Source organism: Streptomyces sp. AM6-12 (assembly GCF_044327085.1).
In the GTDB taxonomy this organism is placed as follows: domain Bacteria; phylum Actinomycetota; class Actinomycetes; order Streptomycetales; family Streptomycetaceae; genus Streptomyces.
Genome location: NZ_JBIQWN010000001.1, coordinates 3,096,096 through 3,121,742, shown reverse-complemented (window position 1 = coordinate 3,121,742; position 25,647 = coordinate 3,096,096). Strand labels below are relative to the sequence as shown.

Annotated in this window: 23 protein-coding genes; 13 read left to right on the top strand and 10 right to left on the bottom strand. The window is 72.2% G+C overall.

What is annotated here, in order from left to right; genetic code table 11:
- Positions 1–17: 17 nt before the first annotated feature.
- Positions 18–1,172, bottom strand: a complete 1,155-nt coding sequence (locus ACE4Q9_RS14045; protein ID WP_397984573.1) for an amidase — start codon at positions 1,170–1,172, stop codon at positions 18–20.
- A gap of 205 nt (positions 1,173–1,377) precedes the next feature.
- On the opposite strand from ACE4Q9_RS14045, the gene ACE4Q9_RS14040 reads away from it, so the two are divergent.
- The gene (locus tag ACE4Q9_RS14040) at positions 1,378–2,817 is read left to right on the top strand and encodes a tetratricopeptide repeat protein (RefSeq protein ID WP_397984572.1); all 1,440 of its coding nucleotides are present in this window, start codon (positions 1,378–1,380) and stop codon (positions 2,815–2,817) included.
- 27 nt (positions 2,818–2,844) lie between these two features.
- Here the strand turns inward: ACE4Q9_RS14040 and rarD are convergent, their stop codons facing one another.
- The 7 genes from rarD to ACE4Q9_RS14005 form a co-directional block, all read right to left on the bottom strand.
- The gene (gene rarD / locus ACE4Q9_RS14035) at positions 2,845–3,831 is read right to left on the bottom strand and encodes an EamA family transporter RarD (protein ID WP_397984571.1); all 987 of its coding nucleotides are present in this window, start codon (positions 3,829–3,831) and stop codon (positions 2,845–2,847) included.
- Between the two features lie 152 nt (positions 3,832–3,983).
- The gene (locus tag ACE4Q9_RS14030; RefSeq protein WP_397984570.1) at positions 3,984–4,838 is read right to left on the bottom strand and encodes an SDR family oxidoreductase; all 855 of its coding nucleotides are present in this window, start codon (positions 4,836–4,838) and stop codon (positions 3,984–3,986) included.
- A 171-nt stretch (positions 4,839–5,009) separates the two neighbouring features.
- On the bottom strand, positions 5,010–6,071 hold the full coding sequence (locus ACE4Q9_RS14025; protein WP_397984569.1) for a 2-oxoacid:ferredoxin oxidoreductase subunit beta: 1,062 nt from the start codon (positions 6,069–6,071) through the stop codon (positions 5,010–5,012).
- Positions 6,064–7,992, bottom strand: a complete 1,929-nt coding sequence (locus tag ACE4Q9_RS14020; protein ID WP_397984568.1) for a 2-oxoacid:acceptor oxidoreductase subunit alpha — start codon at positions 7,990–7,992, stop codon at positions 6,064–6,066. Before ACE4Q9_RS14020 ends, ACE4Q9_RS14025 begins: the two co-directional genes overlap by 8 nt.
- A 303-nt stretch (positions 7,993–8,295) precedes the next feature.
- Positions 8,296–8,985 (bottom strand): LuxR C-terminal-related transcriptional regulator, encoded by a 690-nt coding sequence (locus ACE4Q9_RS14015; RefSeq protein ID WP_397984567.1) that lies wholly within the window; start codon positions 8,983–8,985, stop codon positions 8,296–8,298.
- A gap of 130 nt (positions 8,986–9,115) precedes the next feature.
- Complete coding sequence (locus ACE4Q9_RS14010; RefSeq protein ID WP_397984566.1) at positions 9,116–10,504, bottom strand: sensor histidine kinase; 1,389 nt, start codon at positions 10,502–10,504, stop codon at positions 9,116–9,118.
- A 158-nt stretch (positions 10,505–10,662) separates the two neighbouring features.
- On the bottom strand, positions 10,663–11,898 hold the full coding sequence (locus tag ACE4Q9_RS14005; protein WP_397984565.1) for a sensor histidine kinase: 1,236 nt from the start codon (positions 11,896–11,898) through the stop codon (positions 10,663–10,665).
- Between the two features lie 187 nt (positions 11,899–12,085).
- On the opposite strand from ACE4Q9_RS14005, the gene ACE4Q9_RS14000 reads away from it, so the two are divergent.
- The 11 genes from ACE4Q9_RS14000 to htpX all read left to right on the top strand — a co-directional run bounded on the left by ACE4Q9_RS14000 (position 12,086) and on the right by htpX (position 23,812).
- A complete protein-coding gene (locus ACE4Q9_RS14000; protein ID WP_397984564.1) occupies positions 12,086–12,508 on the top strand; it encodes an NADH-quinone oxidoreductase subunit A in 423 nt (140 codons plus the stop codon).
- The gene (locus tag ACE4Q9_RS13995; protein ID WP_397984563.1) at positions 12,499–13,098 is read left to right on the top strand and encodes an NADH-quinone oxidoreductase subunit B; all 600 of its coding nucleotides are present in this window, start codon (positions 12,499–12,501) and stop codon (positions 13,096–13,098) included. The genes ACE4Q9_RS14000 and ACE4Q9_RS13995 overlap by 10 nt, the downstream gene beginning before the upstream one ends.
- Positions 13,098–14,954 (top strand): NADH-quinone oxidoreductase subunit C, encoded by a 1,857-nt coding sequence (locus ACE4Q9_RS13990; RefSeq protein ID WP_397984562.1) that lies wholly within the window; start codon positions 13,098–13,100, stop codon positions 14,952–14,954. Before ACE4Q9_RS13995 ends, ACE4Q9_RS13990 begins: the two co-directional genes overlap by 1 nt.
- Positions 14,951–15,919, top strand: coding sequence for an NADH-quinone oxidoreductase subunit H (locus tag ACE4Q9_RS13985; protein WP_397984561.1), 969 nt, complete (start codon positions 14,951–14,953; stop codon positions 15,917–15,919). Before ACE4Q9_RS13990 ends, ACE4Q9_RS13985 begins: the two co-directional genes overlap by 4 nt.
- On the top strand, positions 15,919–16,509 hold the full coding sequence (locus tag ACE4Q9_RS13980) for a NuoI/complex I 23 kDa subunit family protein (protein ID WP_397984560.1): 591 nt from the start codon (positions 15,919–15,921) through the stop codon (positions 16,507–16,509). Before ACE4Q9_RS13985 ends, ACE4Q9_RS13980 begins: the two co-directional genes overlap by 1 nt.
- Positions 16,506–17,135 carry an NADH-quinone oxidoreductase subunit J gene (locus tag ACE4Q9_RS13975; protein WP_397984559.1) on the top strand — a complete coding sequence of 210 codons (630 nt, stop codon included), beginning with the start codon at positions 16,506–16,508 and terminating at the stop codon, positions 17,133–17,135. Before ACE4Q9_RS13980 ends, ACE4Q9_RS13975 begins: the two co-directional genes overlap by 4 nt.
- The gene (nuoK, locus tag ACE4Q9_RS13970; protein ID WP_397984558.1) at positions 17,135–17,509 is read left to right on the top strand and encodes an NADH-quinone oxidoreductase subunit NuoK; all 375 of its coding nucleotides are present in this window, start codon (positions 17,135–17,137) and stop codon (positions 17,507–17,509) included. Before ACE4Q9_RS13975 ends, nuoK begins: the two co-directional genes overlap by 1 nt.
- A complete protein-coding gene (locus ACE4Q9_RS13965; protein ID WP_397984557.1) occupies positions 17,506–19,500 on the top strand; it encodes an NADH-quinone oxidoreductase subunit L in 1,995 nt (664 codons plus the stop codon). The genes nuoK and ACE4Q9_RS13965 overlap by 4 nt, the downstream gene beginning before the upstream one ends.
- A gap of 6 nt (positions 19,501–19,506) precedes the next feature.
- Complete coding sequence (locus ACE4Q9_RS13960; protein WP_397984556.1) at positions 19,507–21,078, top strand: NADH-quinone oxidoreductase subunit M; 1,572 nt, start codon at positions 19,507–19,509, stop codon at positions 21,076–21,078.
- On the top strand, positions 21,075–22,646 hold the full coding sequence (locus ACE4Q9_RS13955; protein WP_397984555.1) for an NADH-quinone oxidoreductase subunit N: 1,572 nt from the start codon (positions 21,075–21,077) through the stop codon (positions 22,644–22,646). The genes ACE4Q9_RS13960 and ACE4Q9_RS13955 overlap by 4 nt, the downstream gene beginning before the upstream one ends.
- Before the next feature lie 302 nt (positions 22,647–22,948).
- A complete protein-coding gene (htpX, locus tag ACE4Q9_RS13950; protein ID WP_397984554.1) occupies positions 22,949–23,812 on the top strand; it encodes a zinc metalloprotease HtpX in 864 nt (287 codons plus the stop codon).
- Positions 23,813–23,872: 60 nt separating this feature from the next.
- Here the strand turns inward: htpX and ACE4Q9_RS13945 are convergent, their stop codons facing one another.
- On the bottom strand, positions 23,873–24,430 hold the full coding sequence (locus tag ACE4Q9_RS13945) for a DoxX family protein (RefSeq protein WP_397984553.1): 558 nt from the start codon (positions 24,428–24,430) through the stop codon (positions 23,873–23,875).
- 117 nt (positions 24,431–24,547) lie between these two features.
- A complete protein-coding gene (locus ACE4Q9_RS13940) occupies positions 24,548–24,949 on the bottom strand; it encodes a YccF domain-containing protein (protein ID WP_397984552.1) in 402 nt (133 codons plus the stop codon).
- A gap of 270 nt (positions 24,950–25,219) precedes the next feature.
- Here ACE4Q9_RS13940 and ACE4Q9_RS13935 point away from each other — a divergent pair, with 270 nt between their 5' ends.
- Positions 25,220–25,489: a GlsB/YeaQ/YmgE family stress response membrane protein gene (locus ACE4Q9_RS13935; protein ID WP_397984551.1), complete on the top strand. Its 270-nt coding sequence runs from the start codon at positions 25,220–25,222 to the stop codon at positions 25,487–25,489.
- The last annotated feature ends 158 nt before the right edge of the window (positions 25,490–25,647 follow it).

The following is a 25,647-nucleotide window of genomic DNA, read 5'->3' as shown; positions in this document are numbered from 1 at the left end:
CCTGCCGTGTCACATGCTTACTTCTGCCGGCACGTGAGTCCATCAAGTGAGCTGCCGGCCCGGCAGGCGACTGACAGCAGCGTTTCTTCCCGGCCGTGTGCGGTGACGAGTTGCAGTCCCACGGGGACCTTGTCGGAACCGATTCCCGCGGGCAGGCTGAGCGCCGGGTGCCCGCTGAGATTGAACGCCCAGGTCAGCGCGGTCGAATAGCGGGCTCCGGGGCCGTCGTGACCGTGTGCGGGATGGGGTGTCGTGGGGGTGAGCAGCACATCGGCCCGGGCGAAGAGTGCGGCGAGCCGCCGGTTGTTCACCCCACGGACGCCCTCCGCCTCGCCGGCATCGCGGCCGCCGCGGAGGGCGAGCCACGCGGGGCCCGGATCCGTGAGACGGACCGGCGGCCCTGCCGGCAGGAGTCGTACGGCTCCCACCTCGGCGAGCCGCAGGGCCGCGGCGTGGGCGAGCGCGACGGGCTCGGGGTCCGGGTCGGCGAAGCCGAGGTCGGGCGACCAGACGGCGGTGGGCGGGCGGCCCGTCCCCGGCTCGGGGGCGCGTCCCGTCATCACCCGCCAGTACGCCGCCACATCCGACGCGCACCGGGCCAGGACGCCGGGCGCCGCGAGCCCCGTGCGGTCGGTGGAGGGGAGCAGGCCGTTGGTCACCTTCAGCCCGACCACCCCGCACCACGCCGCCGGGATCCGCACCGACCCCGCCCCGTCCGTGCCGGTCGCCAGCGGCACCAGCCCGGCGGCCACGGCGACGGCGGAACCCGCCGAGGAACCGCCGGGCGTACGGTCGTACCGCCAGGGGTTGACCGTACGGCCGTACCGCCCAAGCCCCCATGTCTGCCAGGGGGTTCCCGGTCCCGGCACGGCGGTGGCCCCCACCGGGACGCACCCGGCGGCGATCAGCGGCGCCGCCCCGCGCAGCCCGTGCCGTCCCTTCACCCCGATCGGCACCCCGGCCAGCGGCGGCCGTTCCCCCGCCGCGATCCGCTCGTCCACCGCCCGCGCCCCGCGCAGCGCCGCCTCCTCCCACACCTCCGCGAAGGCACACAGCACCGGGTCAGCGCGCTCGATGTGCGCCAGCGCGGCAGTGACCGCCCCGACGGCCGTCGACGCGCCGGCGCACACGGCCGTGACGATCTCCTGAGCGCTGGTCGCGGTGCCGTTCATGGTGCCGTCCCTCCCTCCGGGTAGCGTCGTCGAACAGCACATCCGCGGTGGCCGTGACGGTTCCCGGCCGGGCGGGGCGGACCGGGCGGGCCGTTGGGACGAGGCTGTGACCTCGTGGTGACGCGGAGGCGGGTATGGAACGGAGACACTGGTTCGCAGGACGCGTGCGGCCGGTGCGCGGCGCGGGGGAGTGAGGGAAGGACCGATGGCTCGACTGAGCTTCGAGAAGAAGCGGGTGCCGGGACCCGTGGCGCACCCGGCCGCGGTGCCGGTCCGGGTGTACGGCGCGGGCGGCGCGTCCGTGGGCGGAGCGGCGGTCGTGCCGGCACCGGGCGAGGAGATCCAGCAGGCCGTCCTCAACCACCTCCAGCGCCTCGCCATCAGCCTCGGCACCCCCGTCCGGGCCACCATCCAGGACGACCGCGCCGGCTGCGTCGTCCCGCTGGAGGTGTCGGCGGACGGCTCCAGCCGGGTCACGGGCAAGGCGGTACGAGTGGCCCAGCCGGAGGCCCCGGAATTCCTCCGCACCCCACGGGGCGAGTTCGGCCCGGCACCAGTCATGGGGGCGGGGGCGGGGGCGCCGGGTGTGGAGACAGCGGCGTCCGCTGAGGAGGCGCAGGCGCCTGTCGTGGAGGCGGCGGTGCCGGGAGCGGCCGGGGGCGTGCGGGGGGCAGAGGCTTCCGCGCCGGTCGTGGACGCGCCCGCGTCGGTCGTGGAGGCTCCCGCGCCTCCGGTGCACGCCCTCGCGCCCGCGCCCGCTGAGAAGGCTTCCGCGCTCGTCGGGGACGCGCCTGCGCTCGTCGCCGCGCCGGGCGTGGACGCCCCCGCGCCCGCGCCCACGCCCGCTGAAAATGCTCCCGCTTCCGCTTCCGCTGCGCCCGCCCCTGCTGACGAAGCTTCCGCGCCCCTCGCGAACGACGCGCCCGCGCCCGTCGTAAACACCCCCGCGCCCCCGGCGCCCTCCCCCGCCGCACCCCCCTCCGACGCGCCCGCGTCGCTCACCCCCGCGCCCGCGCCGAAAGCTGTCGCGCCCGCGCCGGAAGCTGCCGTGACCGCCGGTTGGCCCGTCGAGGCCGTCGCGGCGACCACCGCCACCCCCACCCCGCCCCGCGGCTTCGACGCGGTGGCCGAAGAGGTGCTCGGGGAGGGGCCGGTGACCGAGACGGTGGAGGGGGCCGAGCTGCTCACCGAGCCGGTGACGCGGATCAACGAGGCCGTGCGGGCCGGCCGGATCGAGGACGCGGCGGGACTCGTCGAGCGCACCGTCGACAAGGCGACCGCCGTCCTCGGCGCCGACCACACTGAGGTGCTGCACCTGCGCGAACTGGCCGCCTACATCGCCTACCTCGCGGGCGAACCGGTCCGCGCCTGCCGGCTCTCCCTGGACCTCGCCCGGCTGCGCCGCACTGCGCGGGACGCCGACGCGGCCTACGGCAATGTGCAGAGCGCCTCGACCGCTTGGCGCGCGGTACGGGACCCGGAGGAGGGCCTGCGGCTGGGCCGCGACCTGATAGACCTCTGGGCCGACCTCGCCGCCGAACCGGGCCCCGCCGCCGAGGACCCCCGCCCCCTGGAATCCGCCCGCGCCCGCATGCTCCGCCTCACCGACCGGGCCTCCCGCGCGGCCGGGCACGGAGCGGCGTAACCGTTCCGCGCCCGGCTGAGGAAACGATCAGGCGTCGACCGCGGCCCCGCCCGGAGTCCCCGTACGGGGCGTGCCGGCCCGAGTCTCCGCGACCCTCGCCTCCAGGGTCGCCACGGCCTTCCGCGAGCGGCGCCCCGAGTGCAGGGCGCTGCCCGTGAGCAGCAGCAGGGCCACCCAGACCAGCGCGAAACCGGCCCAGCGCTCGGGCGGCATGGCCTCGTGGAAGTACAGGATGCCCAGCAGGAACTGGAAGACCGGGGCCAGGTACTGGAGCAGGCCCAGGGTGGACAGCGGCACGCGGATCGCCGCCGCGCCGAAGCAGACCAGCGGCAGCGCGGTGACGGCGCCGGTGGAGGCGAGCAGCACCCCGTGACCCGCGCCCTCGGTCGTGAAGGTGGAGTGCCCCCGCGCGCCGAGCCAGAGCAGATAGCCGAGCGCGGGCAGGAACTGGATCGCGGTCTCCGCGGCCAGCGACTCGACGCCGCCGAGCCCCACCTTCTTCTTCACCAGCCCGTAGGTGGCGAAGCTGAACGCGAGGCAGAGCGAGATCCACGGCGGGCGGCCGTAGCCGATGGTCAGCACGACGACCGCGGCGAAACCCGTCGCCACCGCCACCCACTGCACGGGCCGCAGCCGCTCCTTCAGCAGCAGCACGCCCATGGCGATGGTGACCAGCGGGTTGATGAAGTACCCGAGGGACGCCTCGACCACATGGCCGGCGTTGACCGCCCAGATGTACACGCCCCAGTTGATGGTGATCACCGCGGCGGCCACGGCCACCAGCGCCAGCCGGCGCGGCTGGCGCAGGAGTTCCCCGGCCCAGGCCCAGCGCCGTACGAACAGCAGGGCCGCGGCGACGAAGACCAGCGACCACACCATCCGGTGGGCGAGGATCTCCATCGCCCCGGCAGGTTTCATCAGCGGCCAGAACAGGGGCACCAGGCCCCACATGCCGTAGGCGGCGAAACCGTTCAGCAGACCTATGCGGTGCTCACCCCTGGACGTCCCGGACACGGGCCCTCCCTCTGCTCCTCCATGCGCCGACGTGCGCGCGGGCACGAAGGTAACGCCGCGCACCCCCACCTGTCATGCCCGTATCGCCATACGGTCATGACAGGTGGGGGTGCGCGGCGGCAGGCGCCGGTCAGGCGCCGGTCAGGTGGAGGTCAGTCCTTGAACGCGGCCTCGACGGCCTGTGCCAGCGGGGTCGTCGGACGGCCGGTCAGCCGGGAGAGGTCGCCGGAGTCGACGACCAGCTCGCCCCGCGAGATCGAGGTGTCCACCCCGGCGAAGACGGCGGCCAGCGGCTCGGGCAGACCGGCGCCGGTGAGGATGTTCCGCATCGCCTCTTCGGTGACCGCCTTGTAGACGATCTCCCGGCCGGCCGCGCGGCTCAGCTCGGCCGCGTACTCGCCGAAGCTCCAGGCCACGTCGCCGCCCAGCTCGTACGTCCGGTTCTCATGGCCCTCGCCGGTCAGCACCGCGACCGCGGCGGCCGCGTAGTCGGCGCGGGCGGCCGAGGAGACCCGGCCCTCGCCGGCCGCGGCCACGACCGCGCCGTGCTCCAGCACCGGGGCGAGCCGCTCGGTGTAGTTCTCGTGGTACCAGCCGTTGCGCAGCAGCGTGTACGGCAGACCGGAGGCGAGCAGCACCTTCTCGGTGGCCCGGTGGTCGTCCGCCAGCGTGGCCTTCAGGCTGCTCGGCGCGCTGGTGTACGCAAGCAGCGCCACGTCCGCCGCCTTCGCCGCCTCGATCACCACGGTGTGCTGCCGCACCCGGTCATTGTCGAACTCGTTGCCCGAGATCAGCAGGACCTTGTCGCCCGCGGCGAACAGGCCGTCGAAGGTCTCGGGGGCGTTGTAGTCGGCGACGGCCAGCCGGACGCCGCGCGCCGCGAAGTCCGCTGCCTTCTTCTCGTCGCGTACGACGGCGGTGATCTGCTCCGCCGGAACCTTCTCCAGCAACTGCTCCACGACGTGCCGGCCGAGGTGTCCGGTGGCTCCGGTGACGACGATGCTCATGGTCTCTGCACTCCTTGCGAGGGGGTTAGAGCACTAACCATACGGCTAGCGCTAACTAAAAGAAAGTGCTTCCTCGTCCGGACATGCGAAGAGGCCCGGAAACGGTCGTTCCGGGCCTCGGTGGTGCAGTGGTGCGGTGGTGCGGTGGTGCGGTGGTGCGGTCGGCCGGTGTCAGCCGGTGACCGTCCAGGTGTCGCTGCCTGTGAGGAGTGTGGCGAGGTCGCCTTTGCCTTTCTGTTCGATGGCGGTGTCGAGTTGCCGGCTCATCTGTTCGTCGTAGACGGGGCGTCGGGTGTCGCGGAAGACGCCGATGGGGGTGTGGTGGAGGGTGTCGGGGTCGGCGAGGCGGGAGAGGGCGAAGGCGGTGGTGGGGGTGGGGGCGTGGGCGTCGTGGACGAGGATGTCGGCCTCGTTGTCGGGGGTGACGGTGACCACGTGGAGGTCGCCGGTGGCCCGGTCGCGTACGACGCCGCGGCTGCCGCCTGTTCCGAGGCGGATCGGTTGTCCGTGGTTCAGGTGGATCAGTGCTTCCTGGGCCTGCTGGCGGTCTTTGAGGGTGTCGAAGGCGCCGTCGTTGAAGATGTTGCAGTTCTGGTAGATCTCGACGAGTGCGGTGCCGGGGTGGTTGGCGGCGGCGCGCAGGACCTCGGTGAGGTGTTTGCGGTCGGAGTCGATGGTGCGGGCGACGAAGGTGGCTTCGGCGCCGAGGGCGAGGGAGACGGGGTTGAAGGGTGCGTCGAGCGAGCCCATGGGCGTCGATTTGGTGATCTTGCCGACCTCGGAGGTGGGTGAGTACTGGCCCTTGGTCAGGCCGTAGATCCGGTTGTTGAACAGCAGGATCTTCAGGTTGACGTTGCGGCGCAGGGCGTGGATGAGGTGGTTGCCGCCGATGGAGAGCGCGTCGCCGTCGCCGGTGACGACCCATACGGACAGGTCGCGGCGGCTGGTGGCGAGGCCGGTGGCGATGGCGGGGGCGCGGCCGTGGATGGAGTGCATCCCGTAGGTGTTCATGTAGTACGGGAAGCGGGAGGAGCAGCCGATGCCGGAGACGAAGACGATGTTCTCTTTGGCCAGGCCGAGTTCGGGCATGAAGCCCTGGACGGCGGCGAGGATGGCGTAGTCGCCGCAGCCGGGGCACCAGCGTACTTCCTGGTCCGACTTGAAGTCCTTCATCGACTGTTCGGCCTCGGCCCGGGGCACCAGCTGGAGGAGTGGGTTGGCGGTGTCAGTCATCGATGGCCTCCTTCAGTGCGGTGGCGAGCTGCTGTGCCTTGAACGGCATGCCGTTGACCTGGTTGTAGGAGTGGGCGTCGATGAGGTATTTCGCGCGGATCAGGGTGGCCAGCTGGCCGAGGTTCATCTCGGGGATGACGACCTTGTCGTAGCGGGCGAGGACCGCGCCGAGGTTGGCCGGGAAGGGGTTGAGGTGGCGCAGGTGGGCCTGGGCGATCGCGTCGCCGGCCGCGCGCAGTCTGCGTACCGCCGCGGTGATGGGGCCGTAGGTCGAGCCCCAGCCCAGGACCAGGGTGCGGGCACCGTGCGGGTCGTCCACCTCCAGGTCGGGGACGGTGATGTTGTCGATCCTGGCCTGGCGGGTGCGGACCATGAAGTCGTGGTTGGCGGGATCGTAGGAGATGTTGCCGGTGCCGTCCTGCTTCTCGATCCCGCCGATACGGTGCTCCAGACCGGGCGTGCCCGGCACCGCCCAGGGCCGCGCCAGGGTCTGCGCATCACGTTTGTAGGGCCAGAAGACGTCGGTGCCGTCGGCCAGCCGATGGTTGGGTGTGGTGGTGAACCGGACGCGCAGGTCGTGCAGTTCACCGATGTCGGGGATGCGCCAGGGCTCGGAGCCGTTGGCGAGGTAGCCGTCGGAGAGCAGCATCACCGGGGTGCGGTAGGCCAGGGCGATCCGGGCGGCTTCCAGGGCCGCGTCGAAGCAGTCCGCCGGGGTGCGCGGCGCGACGACCGGTACCGGTGCCTCGCCGTTGCGCCCGTACATCGCCTGCAGAAGGTCCGCCTGCTCGGTCTTGGTCGGCAGGCCGGTGGAGGGACCGCCGCGCTGGATGTCCACCACCAGCAGCGGCAGCTCCAGCGAGACGGCCAGCCCGACCGTCTCGCTCTTGAGCGCGACACCGGGACCGGAGGTGGTCGTCACCGCCAGCGACCCGCCGAACGCGGCCCCCAGGGCGGCACCGATGCCGGCGATCTCGTCCTCGGCCTGGAAGGTACGCACCCCGAAGTTCTTGTGCCGGCTCAGCTCGTGCAGGATGTCCGAGGCCGGCGTGATCGGGTAGGAGCCCAGGAACAGGGGCAGGCCGGCCTGCCGGGAAGCGGTGATCAGACCGTAGGCCAGGGCGAGGTTGCCGGAGATGTTGCGGTAGGTGCCGGGCGGGAACGCGGCCGCGGCCGGGGCGACCTCGTAGGAGACGGCGAAGTCCTCCGTGGTCTCCCCGAAGTTCCAGCCCGCCCGGAACGCGGCGATGTTCGCCGCCATGATCTGCGGCTTCTTCGCGAACTTCGACGCCAGGAACCTCTCCGTGCCCTCGGTGGGCCGGTGGTACATCCACGACAGCAGACCGAGCGCGAACATGTTCTTGCTGCGCTCGGCCTCCTTACGGGACAGGTCGAACTCCTTGAGGGCCTCCACCGTCAGCGTGGTCAGCGGTACCGGGTGCAGGTGGTAGGCGTCCAGGGAACCGTCGTCCAGCGGCGAGGCGTCGTAACCGACCTTCTGCAGGGCCCGCCTGGTGAACTCGTCCGTGTCCACGATGACCTCCGCGCCACGCGGGAGATCGCCGATATTGGCCTTCAGAGCGGCCGGGTTCATCGCGACGAGAACGTCCGGCGCATCCCCCGGAGTGAGGATGTCATGATCGGCGAAATGAAGCTGGAACGAGGAGACACCCGGCAAGGTCCCGGCAGGCGCCCGGATCTCCGCGGGAAAGTTCGGCAGGGTCGAAAGGTCGTTGCCGAAGGAAGCCGTCTCCGAGGTGAACCGGTCCCCGGTGAGCTGCATACCATCACCCGAGTCCCCCGCGAACCGGATGATCACCCGGTCCAGACGCCGCACATCCTTCGCGCCGCCCGGTTTGCGCTGCTCCCCGACGACAGATTCGTCGGCCTGCTCCGTTGGGCTACTGACCTGGCTGGTCACTGAACTGGACCTCCTTCGAGGCGGCTGTCCGGGGCGTGGTCGTCCCACGGACCAATCCCAGGATCAACCCTACGTCGGTTAGGGTCGCCTTCCCGTGGTCATCCGCAGATTCGGATGATGTTTCGAGACGACGTGTAGCGCTGACATGTCAGGGCTTCCTTCCCCGGTTCACCCCTCCGCTCTCCTGCCGGGGACTCCTCATTCCCACGGAAGCCGGATCCCCTGATACGCCCCTGACGCCCGGCCGACCCCACCCGCCGCGGACCTCCGGTCAGGAACCCGGCCGCAGGCCCGGACGCCCGGTCAGGAGTTCAGGTAGGTGAGCACCGCGAGCACCCGCCGGTGGTCCCCGTCGCTCGGCGACAGGCCGAGCTTGAGGAAGATGTTGCTGACGTGCTTCTCCACCGCGCCGTCGCTGATGACCAGTTGCCGGGCGATCGCCGAGTTCGTGCGCCCCTCGGCCATCAGCGCCAGCACCTCGCGCTCGCGCGGGGTCAGCCGGGCCAGTACATCCTGTTTCCGGCTGCGGCCCAGCAGCTGCGTGACCACCTCCGCGTCGAGCGCCGTACCACCCTCGGCGACCCGCACCACCGCGTCCACGAACTCCCGGACGTCCGCCACCCGGTCCTTGAGCAGATAGCCCACGCCCCGCGTGGAACCGGCCAGCAGCTCGGTGGCGTACCGCTCCTCCACATACTGCGACAGCACCAGCACCCCGAGGCCGGGATGCGTCTTGCGCAGGGCCACGGCCGCCCGCACCCCCTCATCGGTGTGGGTCGGCGGCATCCGCACGTCCGCCACCACCACATCGGGCAGCGCGCCCTCGCCGGCCAGGTCGGCGATGGTCTTCACCAGCGCCTCCGCGTCCCCGACCCCGGCCACCACCTCGTGTCCCCGGTCGGTCAGCAGCCGGGTCAGACCCTCTCGGAGCAGCACCGAATCCTCGGCGATGACCACCCGCACTCTGTCCTCCACGTCCTTCGCCCCCGTCATGCGCGGTCCCGTGGCGACGCCCATCGGGGACGCGCCGTGTACGAGGACCAAGCATTCCAGGAATCGGCACACAGCGTGCCAGGCCCTGTGGATAACTGGTGCGAGCGCCGGTATATCCGCTGGTCAGAAGCTAGCTGGCCGCCGGTCGGCCGCGCCAGGGAAGTTCCGCTATCACCCGCGTCGGACCGCCTGCCGGGGAGTCCACCAGCAGGATGCCGTCCACCGCGCCCAGGCGGCCCTTGAGGCCCGCGAGGCCTGAGCCGGCGGAGGCATCCGCGCCGCCCACCCCGTCGTCGGCCACCTGGAGCATCAGGCGGTCCTCCGCATGCCACACATCGACGGAGGCGGAGCGTGCCCCGCTGTGCTTGGCGACGTTCTGGAGCAGTTCGCAGACCGTGAAGTACGCGATGCCCTCGATGGCCGGTGCCGGACGGGACGGCAGATCGACCTCCACCCGGACCGGCACCGTGCACCGGGAGGCCACCGCCGACAGGGCCGCGTCCAGACCACGGTCGGTCAGCACCGCCGGGTGGATGCCACGGGCGAGCGCGCGCAGCTCCTGGAGCGCCGTCTTCACCTCGCCGTGCGCGTCCTCCACCATGCGTGCCGCCGCCTGCGGGTCCTCCCGCATCTTCTCCTTGGCCAGCCCCAGGTCCATCGCCAGGCCGACCAGCCGGGCCTGGGCGCCGTCGTGCAGATCGCGTTCGATGCGGCGCAGGTCGGCGGCGGCGGTGTCCACCACGACCCCCCGGTCCGACTCCAGCTCCACCACCCGCTCCGACAGCAACGACGGGCCGAGCAGTCCGCGCACCAGCAGCCCGTCCAGCGTCGTCAGGGCGCGCACCAGCCAGGGCGTGGCGAGCGTGAACAGCAGCCCGACCAGCGCGGTCACGGTGATCTCGAACGGGGTGTCCAGATAGATGTGGTGGTGTTCGTCGCCGTACAGCTGGACGCCGCCCTCTCCCGCGTACGCCGGGAAGACCCAGAACCACAGCGGGTAGGTCAGGAAGGTCAGGCTCAGCGTCCACAGGACCACCGCGACCGTGAAGGTGAACACCGCCCAGGGGAACTGGACGAGTGCGTACAGCAGGCTCCGCCAGGAGGCGCCGCTCTTGAGGACCGCGCCCATCCAGGCCAGCGCGCCCGGCTTGCGCACCCGCAGTGGCTCCGGTCCGGGCACGTCCACGCCCAGCAGCGCCCGCGCCCGCACCCGCTCCAGCGCGCCGAAGCCCCGGCAGCCGGCCAGCGCCGCGGCGAGGACGGGAACGCCGAGGAAGGTCACCAGCAGGCCCGCGCCCAGCGACACCATCGTCACCGTCCAGGTGAACAGCGCGATCGAGACCGGCAGGCTCAGCAGGACGTAGCCCAGCTCCCGCCAGGTGCGGGCCTCGAACGGCGCCCGCAGCGCGGCGGGCAGCCGGGGGCGGGGGCCGGGGTGCGGGCCGGGTCCGTACCGCCGTTCGTCGTCGCCCACGTCGTATCCCTGGCCGTACCCACCGTGTTCGTACTGAGTGGCCATCGATGTCGTCCCGTTCTCCTCGTGCCAGCGGCGGTTCAGCCGTAACTCAAGAGTCGTGTGCCGAGGCCCTGCGGACCATGGAGTCCGTCGGCGTCCTGAACCGGGGGTTTTCCCCACCCCCCGCCGGCCCGGCGGGCGTCCGCCGCCGCTCCTCGGGGTTACTTCTCCCGGTCGCGCCACGGCAGTTCGGCCGTGACCTCGGTCGGGCCGCCGGCCGGGGAGTCGACCACGAACAGGCCGTCCACCGCGCCCAGCCGGTCCGCCAGGCCCCGCATCCCGCTGCCGCCGTCCAGGCTGGCGCCGCCCCGGCCGTCGTCGTGCACCTGGATCAGCAGTCGGTCCGCGGCGCGCCACACGTCCACCGAGGCGGAGCGGGCGCCGCTGTGCTTGCTGACGTTCTGGAGCAGCTCGGAGACGGTGAAGTAGGCGATGCCCTCGATGGCCGCGGCGGGGCGGGCGGCGAGGTCGACCGTCACCTTGACCGGCACCGTGCACCGAGCGGCGACCGAGGACAGGGCGGCGTCCAGACCGCGGTCGGTGAGGACGGCGGGATGGATGCCGCGGGCCAGGTCGCGCAGCTCCTGGAGGGCCAGCTTCACCTCGCCGTGCGCCTCCGCCACCATCGCCGCCGCGGTGTCCGGGTCCTCCAGCAGCTTCTCCTTGGCCAGGCCCAGCCCCATGGCCAGATTGACCAGCCGGGCCTGGGCGCCGTCGTGCAGATCGCGCTCGATGCGGCGCAGGTCGGCGGCGGCGGTGTCCACCACGACGCCCCGGTCCGACTCCAGCTCCGCTATGCGGCGTTCCAGCTCGTCGGAGGGGGAGAGCAGGCCGCGCACCATCGCCCGGTCCACGTTCGCCAGAGCGCGGGCGAGGTACGGCAGCAGGGGCCACAGCACGAACAGCGAGACCAGCACCGTGCAGAAGGTGAGAACGCCCCAGGGCAGCCGGATCGCGTCGTACAGCAGCGTGCGCCAGCCCACCGGGTCCTTCAGCGCCATCCACGCCCGCTGGAGCATGCTCCCGCCGCGGGCGAGCGGCAGCGGTGACGGCTCCTCCACCCGCACCCCGAGCAGTGCCCTGGCCCGCGCCCGCTCCAGCTTCCCCAGCTGCCGGGCGCCCAGCAGGGACAGCGCCAGCAGCGGCAGGCCGATCACGGTGACGGTGAGGGCGCCGCCGACGGACAGTGCGGTGATCGCGTAGACGAAGCCGAACACCGCCGTCGGCAGGTTGAGCAGGAGGTGCGTGATCTCCTTCCACGTATGGATGTCGTAGGCCGGCCTCGGGGGCGGGAGGCGGTCGGTGCCATCGGCGCCGTCGGTGCCGTCGGGCCGACCGGGTATGTCGGGCTGGGCGAGGCCGTCGGGCCGGTCGGCGGCGGAGCTGGGAGCGGTCATACCGGACAGCCTGCCGAATGCGGCACCTTCCGCGCCATGCGGTACACCGCCCTCCGCCTACGGGGGAAAACCCCACCCCCGGCCGTCGCGGGGCGTCCCGCGGCGTGACTGCCTGCTTACCGGTTCTTTATCAGGGCCTAGACTCCCGTGCGTACAGGTCACGAGGTCAGGGAGCGAGGGACGGACGGTGCGGGAGACGCTGGGGGACTCGACCATCGCCGCGACACACGTCGTCACCGCGGCCGGCTACTTCCGGTCGTACTCGGCCGTGGGGCTGCTCGCCGTCGTCGGCGTGCTGTTCGTCGCGGTCGCGTTCGGCGCCGGCCGGTTGCTGCGGCCCGTAGTGCCCACCCCGGAAAAACTCCTGACTTACGAGTGCGGTGTCGACCCCGTAGGCGAGGGCTGGGCCCACACCCAGGTCCGCTACTACGTCTACGCCTTCCTGTACGTGATCTTCGCGGTCGACTCGGTCTTCCTGTTCCCCTGGGCGACGGTCTTCGCCGCCCCCGGCTACGGCGCGACGACCCTCGTGGAGATGTTCGTCTTCCTCGGCTTCCTCGCCGTCGGCCTGCTGTACGCATACAAGAAGGGCGTCCTGGCATGGACGTGACCCCGGACCCCGTGTACCTCCCCGAGCCCAAGCGGCTGGGCGCGCTGGCCAGGCTGGCGCCCGAGCCCATGAAGGTGGTCCTCAACTGGGGCCGCCGCTACTCGCTCTGGGTCTTCAACTTCGGCCTCGCCTGCTGCGCGATCGAGTTCATCGCCGCGTCGATGGCCCGGCACGACTTCATCCGGCTCGGCGTCATCCCGTTCGCGCCGGGGCCCCGCCAGGCCGATCTGATGGTGGTCTCGGGCACGGTCACGGACAAGATGGCGCCCGCCGTCAAGCGCCTGTACGAACAGATGCCCGAGCCCAAGTACGTCATCTCCTTCGGCGCCTGCTCCAACTGCGGCGGCCCCTACTGGGACTCGTACTCGGTCACCAAGGGCGTCGACCAGATCATCCCCGTGGACGTGTACGTGCCCGGCTGCCCGCCGCGTCCCGAGGCGCTGCTCCAGGGCATCCTCAAGCTCCAGGAGAAGATCGCCGCCGAGTCGCTGGGGGAGCGGTACGGCCACGGCGCCGCCCGGCCGTCCGCCGCCGCGCTCCAGAGCGGTCTGGTACGGCCGCCCGCCCCGGCCGGCGAGGAGGGCGCGTGATGAGCACGGCCGGCTGGCTACCCGCTCCCGTCGAAGAACTGTTCGGCCCGGAAGCGGTGGCCGAGGAGTCGTACGAGGTCCTGACGGTGGACGTCCCGCCGTCCGCCTGGCTCACCGCGCTTCAGGCGGCCCGTACGACGCTGACCTGCACCTATTTCGACTGGCTCAGCGCGGTCGACGAACCGGGCGCGGGCCTGCGCGTGTCCGCCCACGTGGTGGCCCTGAACCCGGTCCGCCGCCTCCTCGTGCGGACGACGGTGCCGCACGCGGCGCCGGTGCTGCCGACCGCCGTCGGGGTGTACGCCGGTGCGGCCTGGCACGAACGCGAGACGCACGAGATGTTCGGGGTGACCTTCGAGGGGCATCCGGGGCTCGAACACCTGCTCCTCCCCGAGAGCTTCGAGGGTCACCCGCTGCGCAAGGACTTCGTGCTCGCCGCGCGTGTCGCCAAGGCGTGGCCCGGCGCGAAGGAGCCCGGCGAGTCCGAGCACGGTGGTCCCAAGCGCCGCCAGATGCTTCCGCCGGGTGTCCCCGACCCCAACGAGTGGGGCCCCCTCAAGGGCCAGCTCCCCGCCGCCCCGGCCCGCCCGGCCCGCGCCGCCGGAGACCGCCCGGTACGGCGCACCCGCACCGCGGCGGAGGGCTCGACCGGTCAGCCGGGCGCGACGGAGGGCGCTGCCCCGGCGCGCCCGCGCAGGACGCGGAGCGCGAGCGAGGGCTCGGCGAGTCAGGTAACGCCGGTGGAGGGGGATTCCCAGGCGGGGGGCGGTGCCGCTGCCACTGCCGGTGCGCCGGCGCGTCCGCGGCGGATGCGGAGTGCCGGCGAGGGGTCGGCGAGTCAGGTAGCGGGAGAGCCGAAGGAGCCGGAGGCCGAGGGTGCGGCTGGTGCGGGTGGTTCAGGTGGCGTGGCTGGTGCCGAGCCGGGACCAGCCGCCGGTGGTCCGGCCCGTCCGCGGCGGATGCGGAGCGCGAGCGAGGGGTCCGCGAGCCAGACGACCGGGGGCGATGCCGCGCGGTCCGGGGCTGAGGGGCCCGCCGCCGGTCCCGCTCCGGCACCGGCCCGCCCCCGGCGTGCCCGCAGCGCGTCGGAGGGCTCGGCCTCCCAGCGCACCCCGGAGCCCCCGGCGACCGACTCGGCGGAGGGGCCTGCGGGCTCCGGCAACGCCGACCGCCCGGCCAGCCGTACGGCACCGCGCAGCGCAGACGCCCCATGGCACCACGCCCGCCCGGCGTTCGACGAGCCGGAGCGGGCCGCGGGGCCGGAACGGACCGCGGAGCCTCAGCAGGCCGCCGAGCCCGAGCAGGCCGCGGAGCCGGAGCGGGCCGCCGAGCCGGAGTCTCGCGAGGGGGCTGGGCGCGGTGCCGTAGAGGCACCCGAGGCAGCCAAGTCGCGGCACGCCGAAACGGCTGAGCCGGAGCAGGTTGCCGAGCCGGAGCCTTGCGAAGGGGCTGAGCGAAGTGCCGTAGAACCGCGCGAGGCTGTTGAGTTGCGGTCCGCCGGATCCACCGAACCGCAGCCCACGCCCGAGCCGTTCCAGCCGCCCGAGCCGTCACGGCCCGCCGAGCCTTCGGAGCCGACCGGGCCGGCACGTCTTGCCGAGCCTTCAGAACCGGCCGGGCCCTCGGAACCGACCGCTTCGCAGCCCCGGACCAGCCAACCCCCATCCGACCCGGACTCGACCCCGAACTCCGACCCGGACCCGGACCCGGCCCCGGCCCAGACCTCGGAACCGAAGCCGGACTCCGACCCGGACCCGGACCCCACCCCGAACACCGACCCGAAACCCGCCCCGGACTCCGACCCCACCCCGACCCCCGAAGTCCCCCCGACCGACCCCCCAGGAGGCCCGCAGTGAACGGCGCACTCGACGTCGCCCTGCGGCTCGTGGCCGTGTTCGTCGTGTTTCTCGTCTTCCCGCTGGTCGTGGGGCAGACCGAGCACAAGGTGATGGCCCATATGCAGGGGCGGCTCGGGCCGATGTACGCGGGCGGGTTCCACGGGTGGGCCCAGCTGGTCGCGGACGGGGTGAAGTTCGCGCAGAAGGAGGACGTGGTGCCGGCGCAGGCCGACCGCCGGGTCTTCCAGCTCGCGCCCGCCGTCGCCCTGCTGCCGTACCTGTTCGTCCTGCTCGTCATCCCGATCGGACCGAGCGAGGGTGCCGTCGGCCAGGCCCTGGACGCGGGCGTGTTCTTCGCGCTCGCGGTGATGGGCGTCGGCGTCCTCGGCTCGCTCATGGCGGGCTGGGCCAGCGCCAACAAGTTCTCCCTGCTCGGCGGCCTGCGCACCGCCGCCCAGCTGCTGGCCTACGAACTGCCGATGCTGCTCCCCGCGGCCTCCGTCGCGATGGCGGCCGGCACCGTCTCCCTGCCGGGCATCCTGCACGCCTTCCACTGGTGGTGGCTGCCCTGGCAGCTGATCGGCGCGGTCGTCTTCTTCGTCGCCGGGCTCGCCGAGCTGCAACGTCCGCCGTTCGACATGCCCGTCGCCGACTCGGAGATCATCTTCGGCGCGTACACCGAGTACACCGGCCTGCGCTTCGCCCTGTTCCTGCTCGCCGAGTACGCAGGCATCGTCGTGCTGTGCGGTCTGACCACCGTCCTCTTCCTGGGCGGCTGGCACGGCCCCTGGGGCGCGGACGGGCTCGGCTGGGTCTGGACGCTGCTGAAGGCCGCGATCCTCGCCTTCCTCGTCATCTGGCTCCGCGTCACCTACCCCCGGCTGCGCGAGGACCAGCTCCAGAAGCTGTCCTGGACCCTCCTCGTCCCCCTCTCCCTCGCCCAGATCGCCCTCACCGGCATCGTCAAGGTGGTGATCTCCTGATGGCCGAGTCGCTCCCGCCCACCCGGCCCCGCATCCCCGGTTCCGGACTCGCCAAGGGCCTCGCCGTCACCCTGCGCACGATGACGCGCAAGCACGGCACCGAGCAGTACCCGGACACGCTGCCCGAACTGCCGCCCCGCACCCGCGGCGTGATCGGCCTGTTCGAGGAGAACTGCACGGTCTGCATGCTGTGCGCCCGCGAATGCCCCGACTGGTGCATCTACATCGACTCCCACAAGGAGACGGTGCCGCCCGCCGCACCCGGCGGCCGCGAGCGCAGCCGCAACGTCCTCGACCGGTTCGCCATCGACTTCGCCCTGTGCATGTACTGCGGTATCTGCATCGAGGTCTGCCCCTTCGACGCGCTGTTCTGGTCCCCGGAGTTCGAGTACGCCGAGACCGACATCCACGAGCTCACCCACGAGCGGGACAAGCTCCGCGAGTGGATGTGGACCGTGCCGGCCCCGCCCGCGCTCGATCCGGGCGCGGAGGAGCCGAAGGAGATCGCCGCCGCCCGCAAGAGCGCCGAGAAGCTGGCCGCGGCACGGGCCGAGGCGGCGCAGGCCGACTCGAAGGAGGGCGACGCATGACCCCCGCCCCCACTCTGAGCCTTGCGGCCGCCCCGCACGGCTTCCTCTCCCCGACCGGCGTCGAGATCGCCTTCCTCCTCGTCGGCCTGGTCACCCTCGGCGCCGCGCTGATCACCGTCACCACCCGGCAACTGGTGCACGCCGCCCTGTGGCTGGTGGTCGCGCTCGGCGGCCTCGCCGTGGAGTACCTGCTGCTCACGGCCGAGTTCATCGCCTGGGTGCAGGTCCTGATCTACGTCGGTTCCGTCGTCGTACTCCTCCTGTTCGGGCTGATGCTCACCAGGGCCCCCATCGGCCGTTCCCCGGACGCCGACTCCGGGAACCGCTGGGCCGCCCTCGCGGTCGCGGTCGCCGCCGCCGTCGCCCTGGTGTGGGTGGTCGCCGACGCCTTCCGTACGACCTGGATCGACCTGACCGGACCGGCCGCCGGCACCACCCACGTCACCGGGGCGAGCCTGTTCCGGTACTGGGTGCTGCCCTTCGAGGCCCTGTCCGTGCTGCTCCTCGCGGCCCTGGTCGGCGCGATCGTCCTGTCCCGCAAAGCCAAGGCCGAGGCCGACGGCGGGGACGAGCCGGACGCCCGTACGCCGACGCCCGTGCCCGCCCAGAAGGACGGCGCCCGCTGATGCACCTCGTCTACCCCGCCGTACTCTCCGCCCTCCTCTTCTGCACCGGCCTGTACGGCGTCCTCGCCCGCCGCAACGCGATCCTGGTCCTGATGTCGGTCGAGCTGATGCTCAACGCCGTCAACCTCAACCTGGTCGCCTTCGACGTCTGGCTCAGCCGCGCCGCCCGCGACACCGTGCACTCCGGCCAGGCGCTGACCCTGTTCACCATCGCCGTCGCCGCCGCCGAGATCGGCATCGGCCTGGCGATCGTGCTCGCCGTGTACCGCAACCGCGGCACCTCCGACATCGACAAGCTCCGCGACACCGCCGAAGGCCCCGATGCCGCGGAACCGGGTGCCGACCGGGCACAGAAGACCGAGGCCACCGCGTGACCACGACCACCCTCGCCGTACTCGTCCCCCTCCTGCCGTTCCTCGGCGCCGTGGCCGGGCTGCTGCTCGGCCGTACCGCGCCCGGTTTCGTGCGCCCGCTCGCCGTGCTGCCGCCGCTGGCCTCTCTGGTGCTGGCCGCGCTGGTCGCCGTCCGCCAGGGCGGCGGACCGGCCGTGGACGCGCACACGGAACTGACCCCCACCGGTTCGGTGCCCGTCGAACTGGCCCTGCACCTCGACGGCTTCGCCGCGCTCGTCGCGATCCTGGTCGCCTTCGTGGCGGCCTGTGTGCAGATCTACTCCACGGGCTACCTGCGCGAGGACCCGCGCTACCCCTCGTACGCCGCCCTCGTCTCCCTGTTCACCTCCGCGATGCTGCTCGTCGTCTACTCCGGCGACCTGATCGTGTTGCTGGTCGGCTGGGAGGTGATGGGCATCTGCTCCTACTTCCTGGTCGGCCACTACTGGGAGACCCCCGAGGCCCGCGCCGCGTCCCTCAAGGCGTTCCTGGTCACCAAGCTCGGCGATGTGCCGTTCCTGATCGGCCTGTTCGCGCTCGCCATCGACGCCGGCTCCTTCCGCATCACCTCCGTCCTCGGCACGGTCGCGAACGGCGGGCTGCACCATCCGACCCTGGTCGCCCTGCTGCTGCTCGCGGGCGTGGCCGGAAAATCGGCGCAATTCCCGCTGCACACCTGGCTGCCGGACGCCATGGCCGGCCCGACGCCGGTCTCGGCGCTGATCCACGCCGCCACGATGGTCGCCGCCGGTGTCTACTTCGTCGCCCGTCTCCTCCCGGTGTTCGAGGCGTCCGGTGCCGCGATGCTGGTCCTCGCCGTGATGGCCGCCGTCACCATGACCGGCTCCGGGCTCGCCGCGCTCGCCCAGGACGACATCAAGCGCGTCCTCGCCTACTCGACGATGGGCCAGCTCGGCTACATGACCGGTGCCCTGGCCGTCGGCGACCGCGGTGCCGCCGTCTTCCACCTCCTGTCCCACGGCGCCTTCAAGGCGCTGCTGTTCCTCGCCGCCGGTGTGATCATCCACGCCTCCGGCACCAACTCGCTGGCCGCCATGTCCCGCATGCGCGGTCTGCGCGAGCGAGTCCCGGACGCCTACTGGACGATGACCGTGGCCCTGCTCGCGCTCGCCGCGATCCCGCCGTTCAGCGGCTTCTTCTCCAAGGAGTCCGTCCTCGGCGCCGCCGAACACGCGGCTCACGGGGACACCGCGCACGTGCCCGGCGCGGCCGGCTGGCTCGTCCTCGTCGCCGGTCTGGTGACCGCCGTACTCACCGCCGCCTACGCCACCCGGCTGTGGCTGCTGGCCTTCCACGGCCGGGGTGCCGAGGCCCCCGACCACGGCCGCCAGCCGCTGACCATGACCGCGGTCCTGTGGGTCCTCGCGGTGCCCTCGCTGGCCTTCGGCGGGCTCGCCTACCGCGCGCTGCCCGGCTGGTTCGACGGCACCTCGCTGACCCCGACCCTGCTCACCTCCATCCTCGGCACGGGTCTCGCCGTGGTCGGCGCCCTCCTCACCTACGGCGTCTGGCAGCGCACCACCCGAAGCCTCGTCAGCGTCCCGCTCGGCGCGGTGGCCGCCCACCCCGAGGGCGACGCGGGACTGGTCGAGGCCGAGGCCATCGCCAGCCACACGCCGGCCTACGGCGACATCGCCTACGCCCCCGACCCGGCGGACCCCGGGCGGGTGCTGCTCGGCCCGCTGCACCGGCACGCGGCCGTCGGCTTCCACCTCGACGCCGTCTACGCCGCGCTGTTCGTCCGCCCGGTGCGGGGCGCGGCGAGCCTCGTCCGCTTCCTCGACCGGGAGGTCGTGGACACCTACGTCGGCGCCGCCGGCGCGCTGCCCCGGTTGCTCGGGGCCGCCGTACGCCGCGCCCAGACCGGCAATGTGCAGACCTATGTGAGCGCGCTGCTCGCCGGCACCGTCGTCCTGGCGGTCGCCGTCGTCCTCGTCGCCACGGGAGCGTGAGCAGGCGTGATCGATATCAACGAGTCCCTGATGCGAGTCCTTCTGGCATTGATCGTCGTCGGCCCGCTCATCGGCGCCGTCGCCGCCCTCCTGCCGGCCCCGCCCGGACTGAAGGGGAAGTCGCCCGAGCAGTCCGTGCTGCGCCACGGCGTCACCGTGACCGGGGTGATCCTCGCCGCCGCGATCCTGCTCGCGCTCGGCTTCGACCACCACCATCCGGCGAGGATGCAGGCCACGACCGACATCAGCTGGATCCCCGCGCTGGACGTGCGGATCCACCTCGGCGTCGACGGCATTTCCCTCCCCCTTGTCGTGCTGACCGCGCTGCTGACCTTCCTGTGCGCGCTGTACTCCTACTTCAAGCCGCCCACGGGCCCGTCCCCGAAGGCGTTCGTCGCCCTGCTGCTCCTGCTGGAGACCGGCACGCTCGCGACCTTCGCCGTGCTCGATCTGCTGCTGTTCTTCCTCGCCTTCGAGACCGTGCTGATCCCGATGTACTTCCTCATCGCCCGCTGGGGCGGCGAGGGGCGGAACCGGGCCGCGTGGAAGTTCATCCTGTTCACGCTGCTCGGCTCCGTCGTCATGCTGCTCGGCCTGCTCCTGATCGGAATCAAGGCGGGCACGTTCGACATGGTGGCACTCGCCACTGACAACGGCCGGTCGCTGACCGCGTCCGTGCAGGTCATCGCCGTTGTGGCGATCGGTCTCGGGCTCGCGGTCAAGACCCCGATGTGGCCGCTGCACAGCTGGCTGCCCGATGCCCACACCGCCGCCCCGACCACGGGCTCGGTCCTGCTCGCCGGGGTCCTGCTGAAGATGGGCACGTACGGGTTCGTCCGGATCCTGCTGCCGGTCGCGCCGCACGGGTTCCGCGTCTTCGCGCCGTACCTCGCCGCGTTCGCCGTCGTCGGGATCATCTACGGGTCCCTGGCCTGTCTGGCGCTGGCCAGGCGGGGCGCGAAGGGCGACCTCAAGCGGCTGATCGCCTACTCCTCGGTCGGTCACATGGGCTTCGTCCTCCTCGGCATCGCCACCATGACCCCGACCGGTGTCAACGGCGCCCTGTTCGCCAACATCGCCCACGGCCTCATCACCGGCCTGCTGTTCTTCCTGGTCGGCGCCCTGAAGGAGCGCACCGGCAGCACCGACCTCGACACCGCCGAGGAGACCGGCCTCGGCCTGTACGGCAAGGCGCCCCGCCTCGGCGGGCTGCTCGCCTTCGGTGCCGTGGCCTCCCTCGGGCTGCCCGGACTCGCCGGGTTCTGGGGCGAGATGCTCTCTCTGTTCGGCGCGTTCGAACCCGCGGGGGCCCTCAGCCGTCCCGCGTTCCTCACCTTCATGGCGATCGGCGCGTTCGGCACCCTGCTGACGGCCGCGTACATGCTGATCGTGGTCCGCCGGGTGTGCATGGGCGGCGCCGAGCGCGAGGTGCCCAAGCTCGCCGACGTCCAGGGCTACGAGTTCGCCGCCTGGACCCCGCTCGTCGCCCTGACCGTCGTCGCCGGACTGTGGCCACGGGCCCTGCTCGGCCTGACCGACCCGGCCGTGCACCAGCTGCTCGCAGGAGGCACCCGATGAGCGCCCAGCCCTTCGCCCAGCCCCTCGCCGCGACTGCCGAGTCCGCCGCGTCGCTGGTCCAGTCCGTCGACTGGCTCGCCGTCGCCCCGCCCCTGATCGCCGCGGTCGTGGCGCTCGGCGTGCTCGTCGCCGACCTCTTCCTGCCCGAGGCCCGCAAGAACGTCCTCGGCTGGATCTCGGTGGCCGGACTCGCCGCCGCCGCGCTGATGCTGCTGCCGCTGCTGGACGGCGACCGCGCCACCTTCTGCCTGGCCGGCACCGGCACCGGATCGGGCACCGGCGGCCCGCGCGCGTGCAGCTACACCGCCGACCACTTCACCCTCGTCATCCAGTTCCTGGTCCTCGGCGGCGCCCTGCTCGCCGCCCTGCTGTCGATCACCACCCTGGACGACGACCGGCGGCGCGTCCCGCCCGGCGAGTTCTGGTTCCTGCTGCTGTCCGCCACGGCCGGTGCCGCCCTGCTGCCCGCCGCCCGCGACCTGGCCACCCTGATCGTGGCCCTGGAGACCGCCTCCCTGCCCGCCTTCGCGCTCGTCGGCATCCGGCACGGGGACAAACGCTCCTCCGAGGCCGCGCTGAAGTTCTTCCTGTCCTCGGTCACCGCCACCGCGGTCAGCCTGATGGGCGTCAGCTTTGTCTACGCCGCCACCGGAACCCTCTACCTCACCCAGGTGGCGCAGCGACTTCCGGACGCCCCCGGCCAGTTGCACACCCTGGCCCAGACGGGCGTCGTCCTCACCCTGATCGGCTTCGCCTTCAAGTTGGCCGCCGTGCCCTTCCACTTCTGGGTGCCCGACACCTATGTGGGCGCGCCGCTGCCCGTCGCCGCCTACTTGTCGGTCGTCGGCAAGGCGGTGGGCTTCTCCGGCCTGATCCTCGTCACCGTGGTCGCGTTCCCGTCGTACGCCGGCGTCTGGGGGCCCGCGCTCGCCGTCCTGGCCGCGCTCACCATGACCGCCGGCAACGTCGGCGCGCTGCGCCAGCGGGCCACGCGCGCGCACAGCGCCGTACGACTGCTCGCCTGGTCCTCCGTGGGCCAGGCCGGCTATCTCCTCGTACCGATCGCGGCGGCCGGGTACGCCAAGGACGCGCAGAAGGCGATCGGTTCGACCGTCGCGTACGCCCTCATGTACGCCGTCGTGAACCTCGGCGCGTTCGCAGTGGCCGCCGTGGTGGGCCGCAACCGCGGCCAGAACCGGATCTCCGACTACCGGGGCCTGTACGGCACCAACCCGGTGACCGCTCTCCTGATGGCCTTCTTCCTGCTCTGCCTGGCCGGGCTGCCGCCGGGGATCATCGGCCTGTTCGCCAAGGTCACCGTGTTCTCGGCGGCCGTGGACGCGGGCCTGGGCTGGCTCGCGGTCGTCATGGCCGTCAACGTGGTGATCGCCCTCTACTACTACCTCCAGTGGACCGCCCTGCTGTTCCGCGCCCCCGAGGGCGAGGCCGTCCGACACCGGGTCCCGGCCCCGCTCACAGCCGCGATCGCCCTCGCCGGGGTGGCGGGCGTCGCGCTGTCCGGGGCACCTCAACTGGTGCTGCGGTTCGCGGCCACCGGGCTTTTCTGAGGCGGTCCACCAAGCCCCTCCGAGGCGTTCCACCAGGCCCCTCCGCGGCAGCCCCCCGGCCCCCTCCGGAACGGCCTGCCGACCCCCTTCGGAACGGCCTGCCGGCCCCTCCCCTACAGCCCACCGGTCAGCCTCCGCGGCAGCCCACCGCCCCCCTCCGCGCGGCCACGGACCCCCCCTCACTCGTACGGCCGCCGCGCCCGCCCCCGCCCACCTGGGAACTTGTGGCCGCCGCCTCGCGTTGGGCAGTGCGGGAGGGTCCACTGGACCGAAGGGTCCCTGAACCACTTGGAGGGCGTACCGTGCACCGCCGGCACAACGGGCTCAGGACCGCAGTACTCCTCGGGGGACTGTCGGCGCTCATCATCATCATCGGCGGCTTCTTCGGCCGCACCGGCTTGATCGTCGCGCTCCTGATCGCCCTCGGCACGAACGCGTACGCGTACTGGAACAGCGACAAACTGGCGCTGCGCGCGATGCGGGCCCGCCCGGTGAGCGAGTTCGAGGCCCCGGCGCTGTACCGGATGGTCCGCGAGCTGTCCACACAGGCCCGCCAGCCCATGCCCCGGCTCTACATCTCCCCGACCGAGGCCCCGAACGCCTTCGCCACGGGCCGCAATCCTCGCAACGCGGCGGTGTGCTGTACCGAGGGCATCCTGCGCCTGCTGGACGAGCGCGAACTGCGCGGCGTCATCGGGCATGAGCTGAGCCATGTCTACAACCGGGACATCCTCATCTCCTCGGTGGCCGGCGCGCTCGCCTCGGTGATCATGTTCCTGGTGAACTTCGCCTGGCTGATCCCGATCGGCCGTTCGGAGGACGACGAGGGCCCCGGCCTGCTCGGCATGCTGCTGATCATGATCCTGGGCCCGCTCGCCGCGACGCTGATCCAGCTGGCCATCAGCCGCTCCCGCGAGTACGAGGCGGACGCCTCCGGCGCACAGCTCACCGGCGACCCGCTCGCCCTCGCCAGCGCCCTGCGCAAGCTGGAGATCGGCACCCAGCAGCTGCCGCTGCCGCCCGAGCCGCGGATCGAGACGGCGAGCCACATGATGATCGCGAACCCGTTCCGTCCGGGTCAGGGGCTGTCGAAGATGTTCTCCACGCACCCGCCGATGGCAGAGCGGATCGAGCGCCTGGAGGGCATGGCCGGCCGCAGGCCCTGAGTCCGGGACCGCCTCCACCGGCGCTCCGGAACCCCTCACGCCGGAACCGCCGGGCGCCCGTCACAAGGACAGCGCGAGCGCCGCTCCCAGGCCCCCGAGCCCCAGGGCGACGGCCCCCTGGGGCCAGCCGCCGTTCCCCCACCGGAAGAAGCGGTCCAGGGCGAGCCGGCCGGGCCCGATGGCCGCGACGGCGAGGGCGACGACGGCGATGCAGATGTTGTACTCCACTCCGCCTTGCTCCACCCACACCCCGTGGGCGGCGCTCACGGTGACCATGGCGTTGATCATCACGCCCACGATCGCGGCGGCCGCGAGCGGGACGAACAGCCCGGCGGCGAGGCCGAGGCCGCCGAGGAGTTCGGAGAGGCCGCCGATGGCCGCGAAGAGTCTGCCGGGGCGGTAGCCGAGGGATGCGAACCCCTTGCCGGTGGCGGTCAGTCCCTGCCCGCCGAACAGTCCGAAAAGCTTCTGGGACCCGTGCCCCGCGAGAAGCAGGCCGAAGGTCAGCCGGAGCAGCAGCAGTCCGCAGTCCGCGGCGCTCACCCCCGTACGGCCGGCCCCCTGGCGGGTGGCCGACGGTGTGGCGGCGGTGGACGGGCCGATGTGGTTCCTGGGCATCTGAGGACTCCGTACGGATGCCGGATACGCGCTCCCCCAAGCCTGGACAGGCTTCATGCCCCCTGCTCGCCGCCCCTGTAACGATGATTCCGGAGGTACGGCGCCCCCGCACATCGATCAGCGGTTGCCGAACCCCCGGTCCGTGGGGACGATCTCGCGGCCCAGCGGCATCAGCGAGACCGGGATGAGCTTCAGGTTCGCCCAGCCGAAGGGGATGCCGATGATCGACAGGAACAGCGGGATGCTGGTGATCAGGTGTCCCAGGGCGAGCCACCAGCCCGCGAAGATCACCCAGATGACGTTGCCGATGACCGATCCCGCGCCGGCGTCCGGCCGGTCCACGGCGGTCCGGCCGAACGGCCACAGGACGAACCCGGCGATGCGCAGCGAGGCGATGCCGAAGGGGATCGTGATGATCAGGACGAAGCAGATCAGCGCGGCGATGAGGTAACCGATCGACATCCAGATGCCGCAGAAGAGCAGCCACAGGATGTTGAGCAGCAGGTTGAACACCTTCATGATCGGTACCTCTCAGGTCACTGCGCCGGGCTTCCCTGCTGCCACAAGTATCAGGCGGTCACGCCCTTCGAGCGGTGCCGGAGCGTCTTGTAGCGAGATCGGGAACGATCCGGGACGAAAGCCCGACCGGGCGGCGGCAACCGGGCGGAGGTTTGCCGGCGTCCTGTTCACCAAGACGGTACGAAACCGCGCACGGCGGACCGGTGGTCCTCACCAAGGTCTCACGAACGGGCCTGTGCGCACCGGGCGCGAAAGGGCAGGGTTGGCGCTATGGGCATCATCGCTTGGATCATTCTGGGGCTGCTGGCCGGAGCCATAGCCAAGGTCCTGCTGCCGGGTCGCGACCCCGGCGGGCTCCTGGGCACGACCGTCATCGGCATCGTGGGCGCGTTCGTCGGTGGCTGGATCTCGTCCCGTTGGCTGCATCACCCCGTCAGCAGGCACTTCTTCGACGGCGCCACCTGGGTGTCCGCCATCGGTGGCTCCCTGGTCCTGCTGATCGCCTACCGCCTGGTCTTCGGCAACTCCCGCCGCGGCTGAGCATCGCCCCGGCAACACGGAAGGGTGGGCGCCCGCAGGGCCCCACCCTTCTCTCCCGTTCCCCGCCCCGGTTCGCCGGAGTGCCCTCATCGTGTCCTATGGCCGCCTCGCTCATGCGTTTTCGCAGCTCACCGCCATCTTCTTTCTTCTGGCGCGGT

Coding starts and splice junctions, on each gene's coding strand:
- ACE4Q9_RS13990 (WP_397984562.1), top strand. CDS start 13,098: ATGAGCACGGCCGGCTGGCTACCCGCTCCCGTCGAAGAACTGTTCGGC.
- ACE4Q9_RS14045 (WP_397984573.1), bottom strand. CDS start 1,172: ATGAACGGCACCGCGACCAGCGCTCAGGAGATCGTCACGGCCGTGTGC.
- ACE4Q9_RS13940 (WP_397984552.1), bottom strand. CDS start 24,949: ATGAAGGTGTTCAACCTGCTGCTCAACATCCTGTGGCTGCTCTTCTGC.
- ACE4Q9_RS13935 (WP_397984551.1), top strand. CDS start 25,220: ATGGGCATCATCGCTTGGATCATTCTGGGGCTGCTGGCCGGAGCCATA.
- ACE4Q9_RS14015 (WP_397984567.1), bottom strand. CDS start 8,985: ATGACGGGGGCGAAGGACGTGGAGGACAGAGTGCGGGTGGTCATCGCC.
- ACE4Q9_RS14025 (WP_397984569.1), bottom strand. CDS start 6,071: ATGACTGACACCGCCAACCCACTCCTCCAGCTGGTGCCCCGGGCCGAG.
- ACE4Q9_RS14040 (WP_397984572.1), top strand. CDS start 1,378: ATGGCTCGACTGAGCTTCGAGAAGAAGCGGGTGCCGGGACCCGTGGCG.
- nuoK (WP_397984558.1), top strand. CDS start 17,135: ATGCACCTCGTCTACCCCGCCGTACTCTCCGCCCTCCTCTTCTGCACC.
- ACE4Q9_RS13995 (WP_397984563.1), top strand. CDS start 12,499: ATGGACGTGACCCCGGACCCCGTGTACCTCCCCGAGCCCAAGCGGCTG.
- ACE4Q9_RS13955 (WP_397984555.1), top strand. CDS start 21,075: ATGAGCGCCCAGCCCTTCGCCCAGCCCCTCGCCGCGACTGCCGAGTCC.
- ACE4Q9_RS13945 (WP_397984553.1), bottom strand. CDS start 24,430: ATGCCCAGGAACCACATCGGCCCGTCCACCGCCGCCACACCGTCGGCC.
- ACE4Q9_RS14005 (WP_397984565.1), bottom strand. CDS start 11,898: ATGACCGCTCCCAGCTCCGCCGCCGACCGGCCCGACGGCCTCGCCCAG.
- ACE4Q9_RS13975 (WP_397984559.1), top strand. CDS start 16,506: ATGACCCCCGCCCCCACTCTGAGCCTTGCGGCCGCCCCGCACGGCTTC.
- ACE4Q9_RS14010 (WP_397984566.1), bottom strand. CDS start 10,504: ATGGCCACTCAGTACGAACACGGTGGGTACGGCCAGGGATACGACGTG.
- ACE4Q9_RS13980 (WP_397984560.1), top strand. CDS start 15,919: ATGGCCGAGTCGCTCCCGCCCACCCGGCCCCGCATCCCCGGTTCCGGA.
- ACE4Q9_RS14030 (WP_397984570.1), bottom strand. CDS start 4,838: ATGAGCATCGTCGTCACCGGAGCCACCGGACACCTCGGCCGGCACGTC.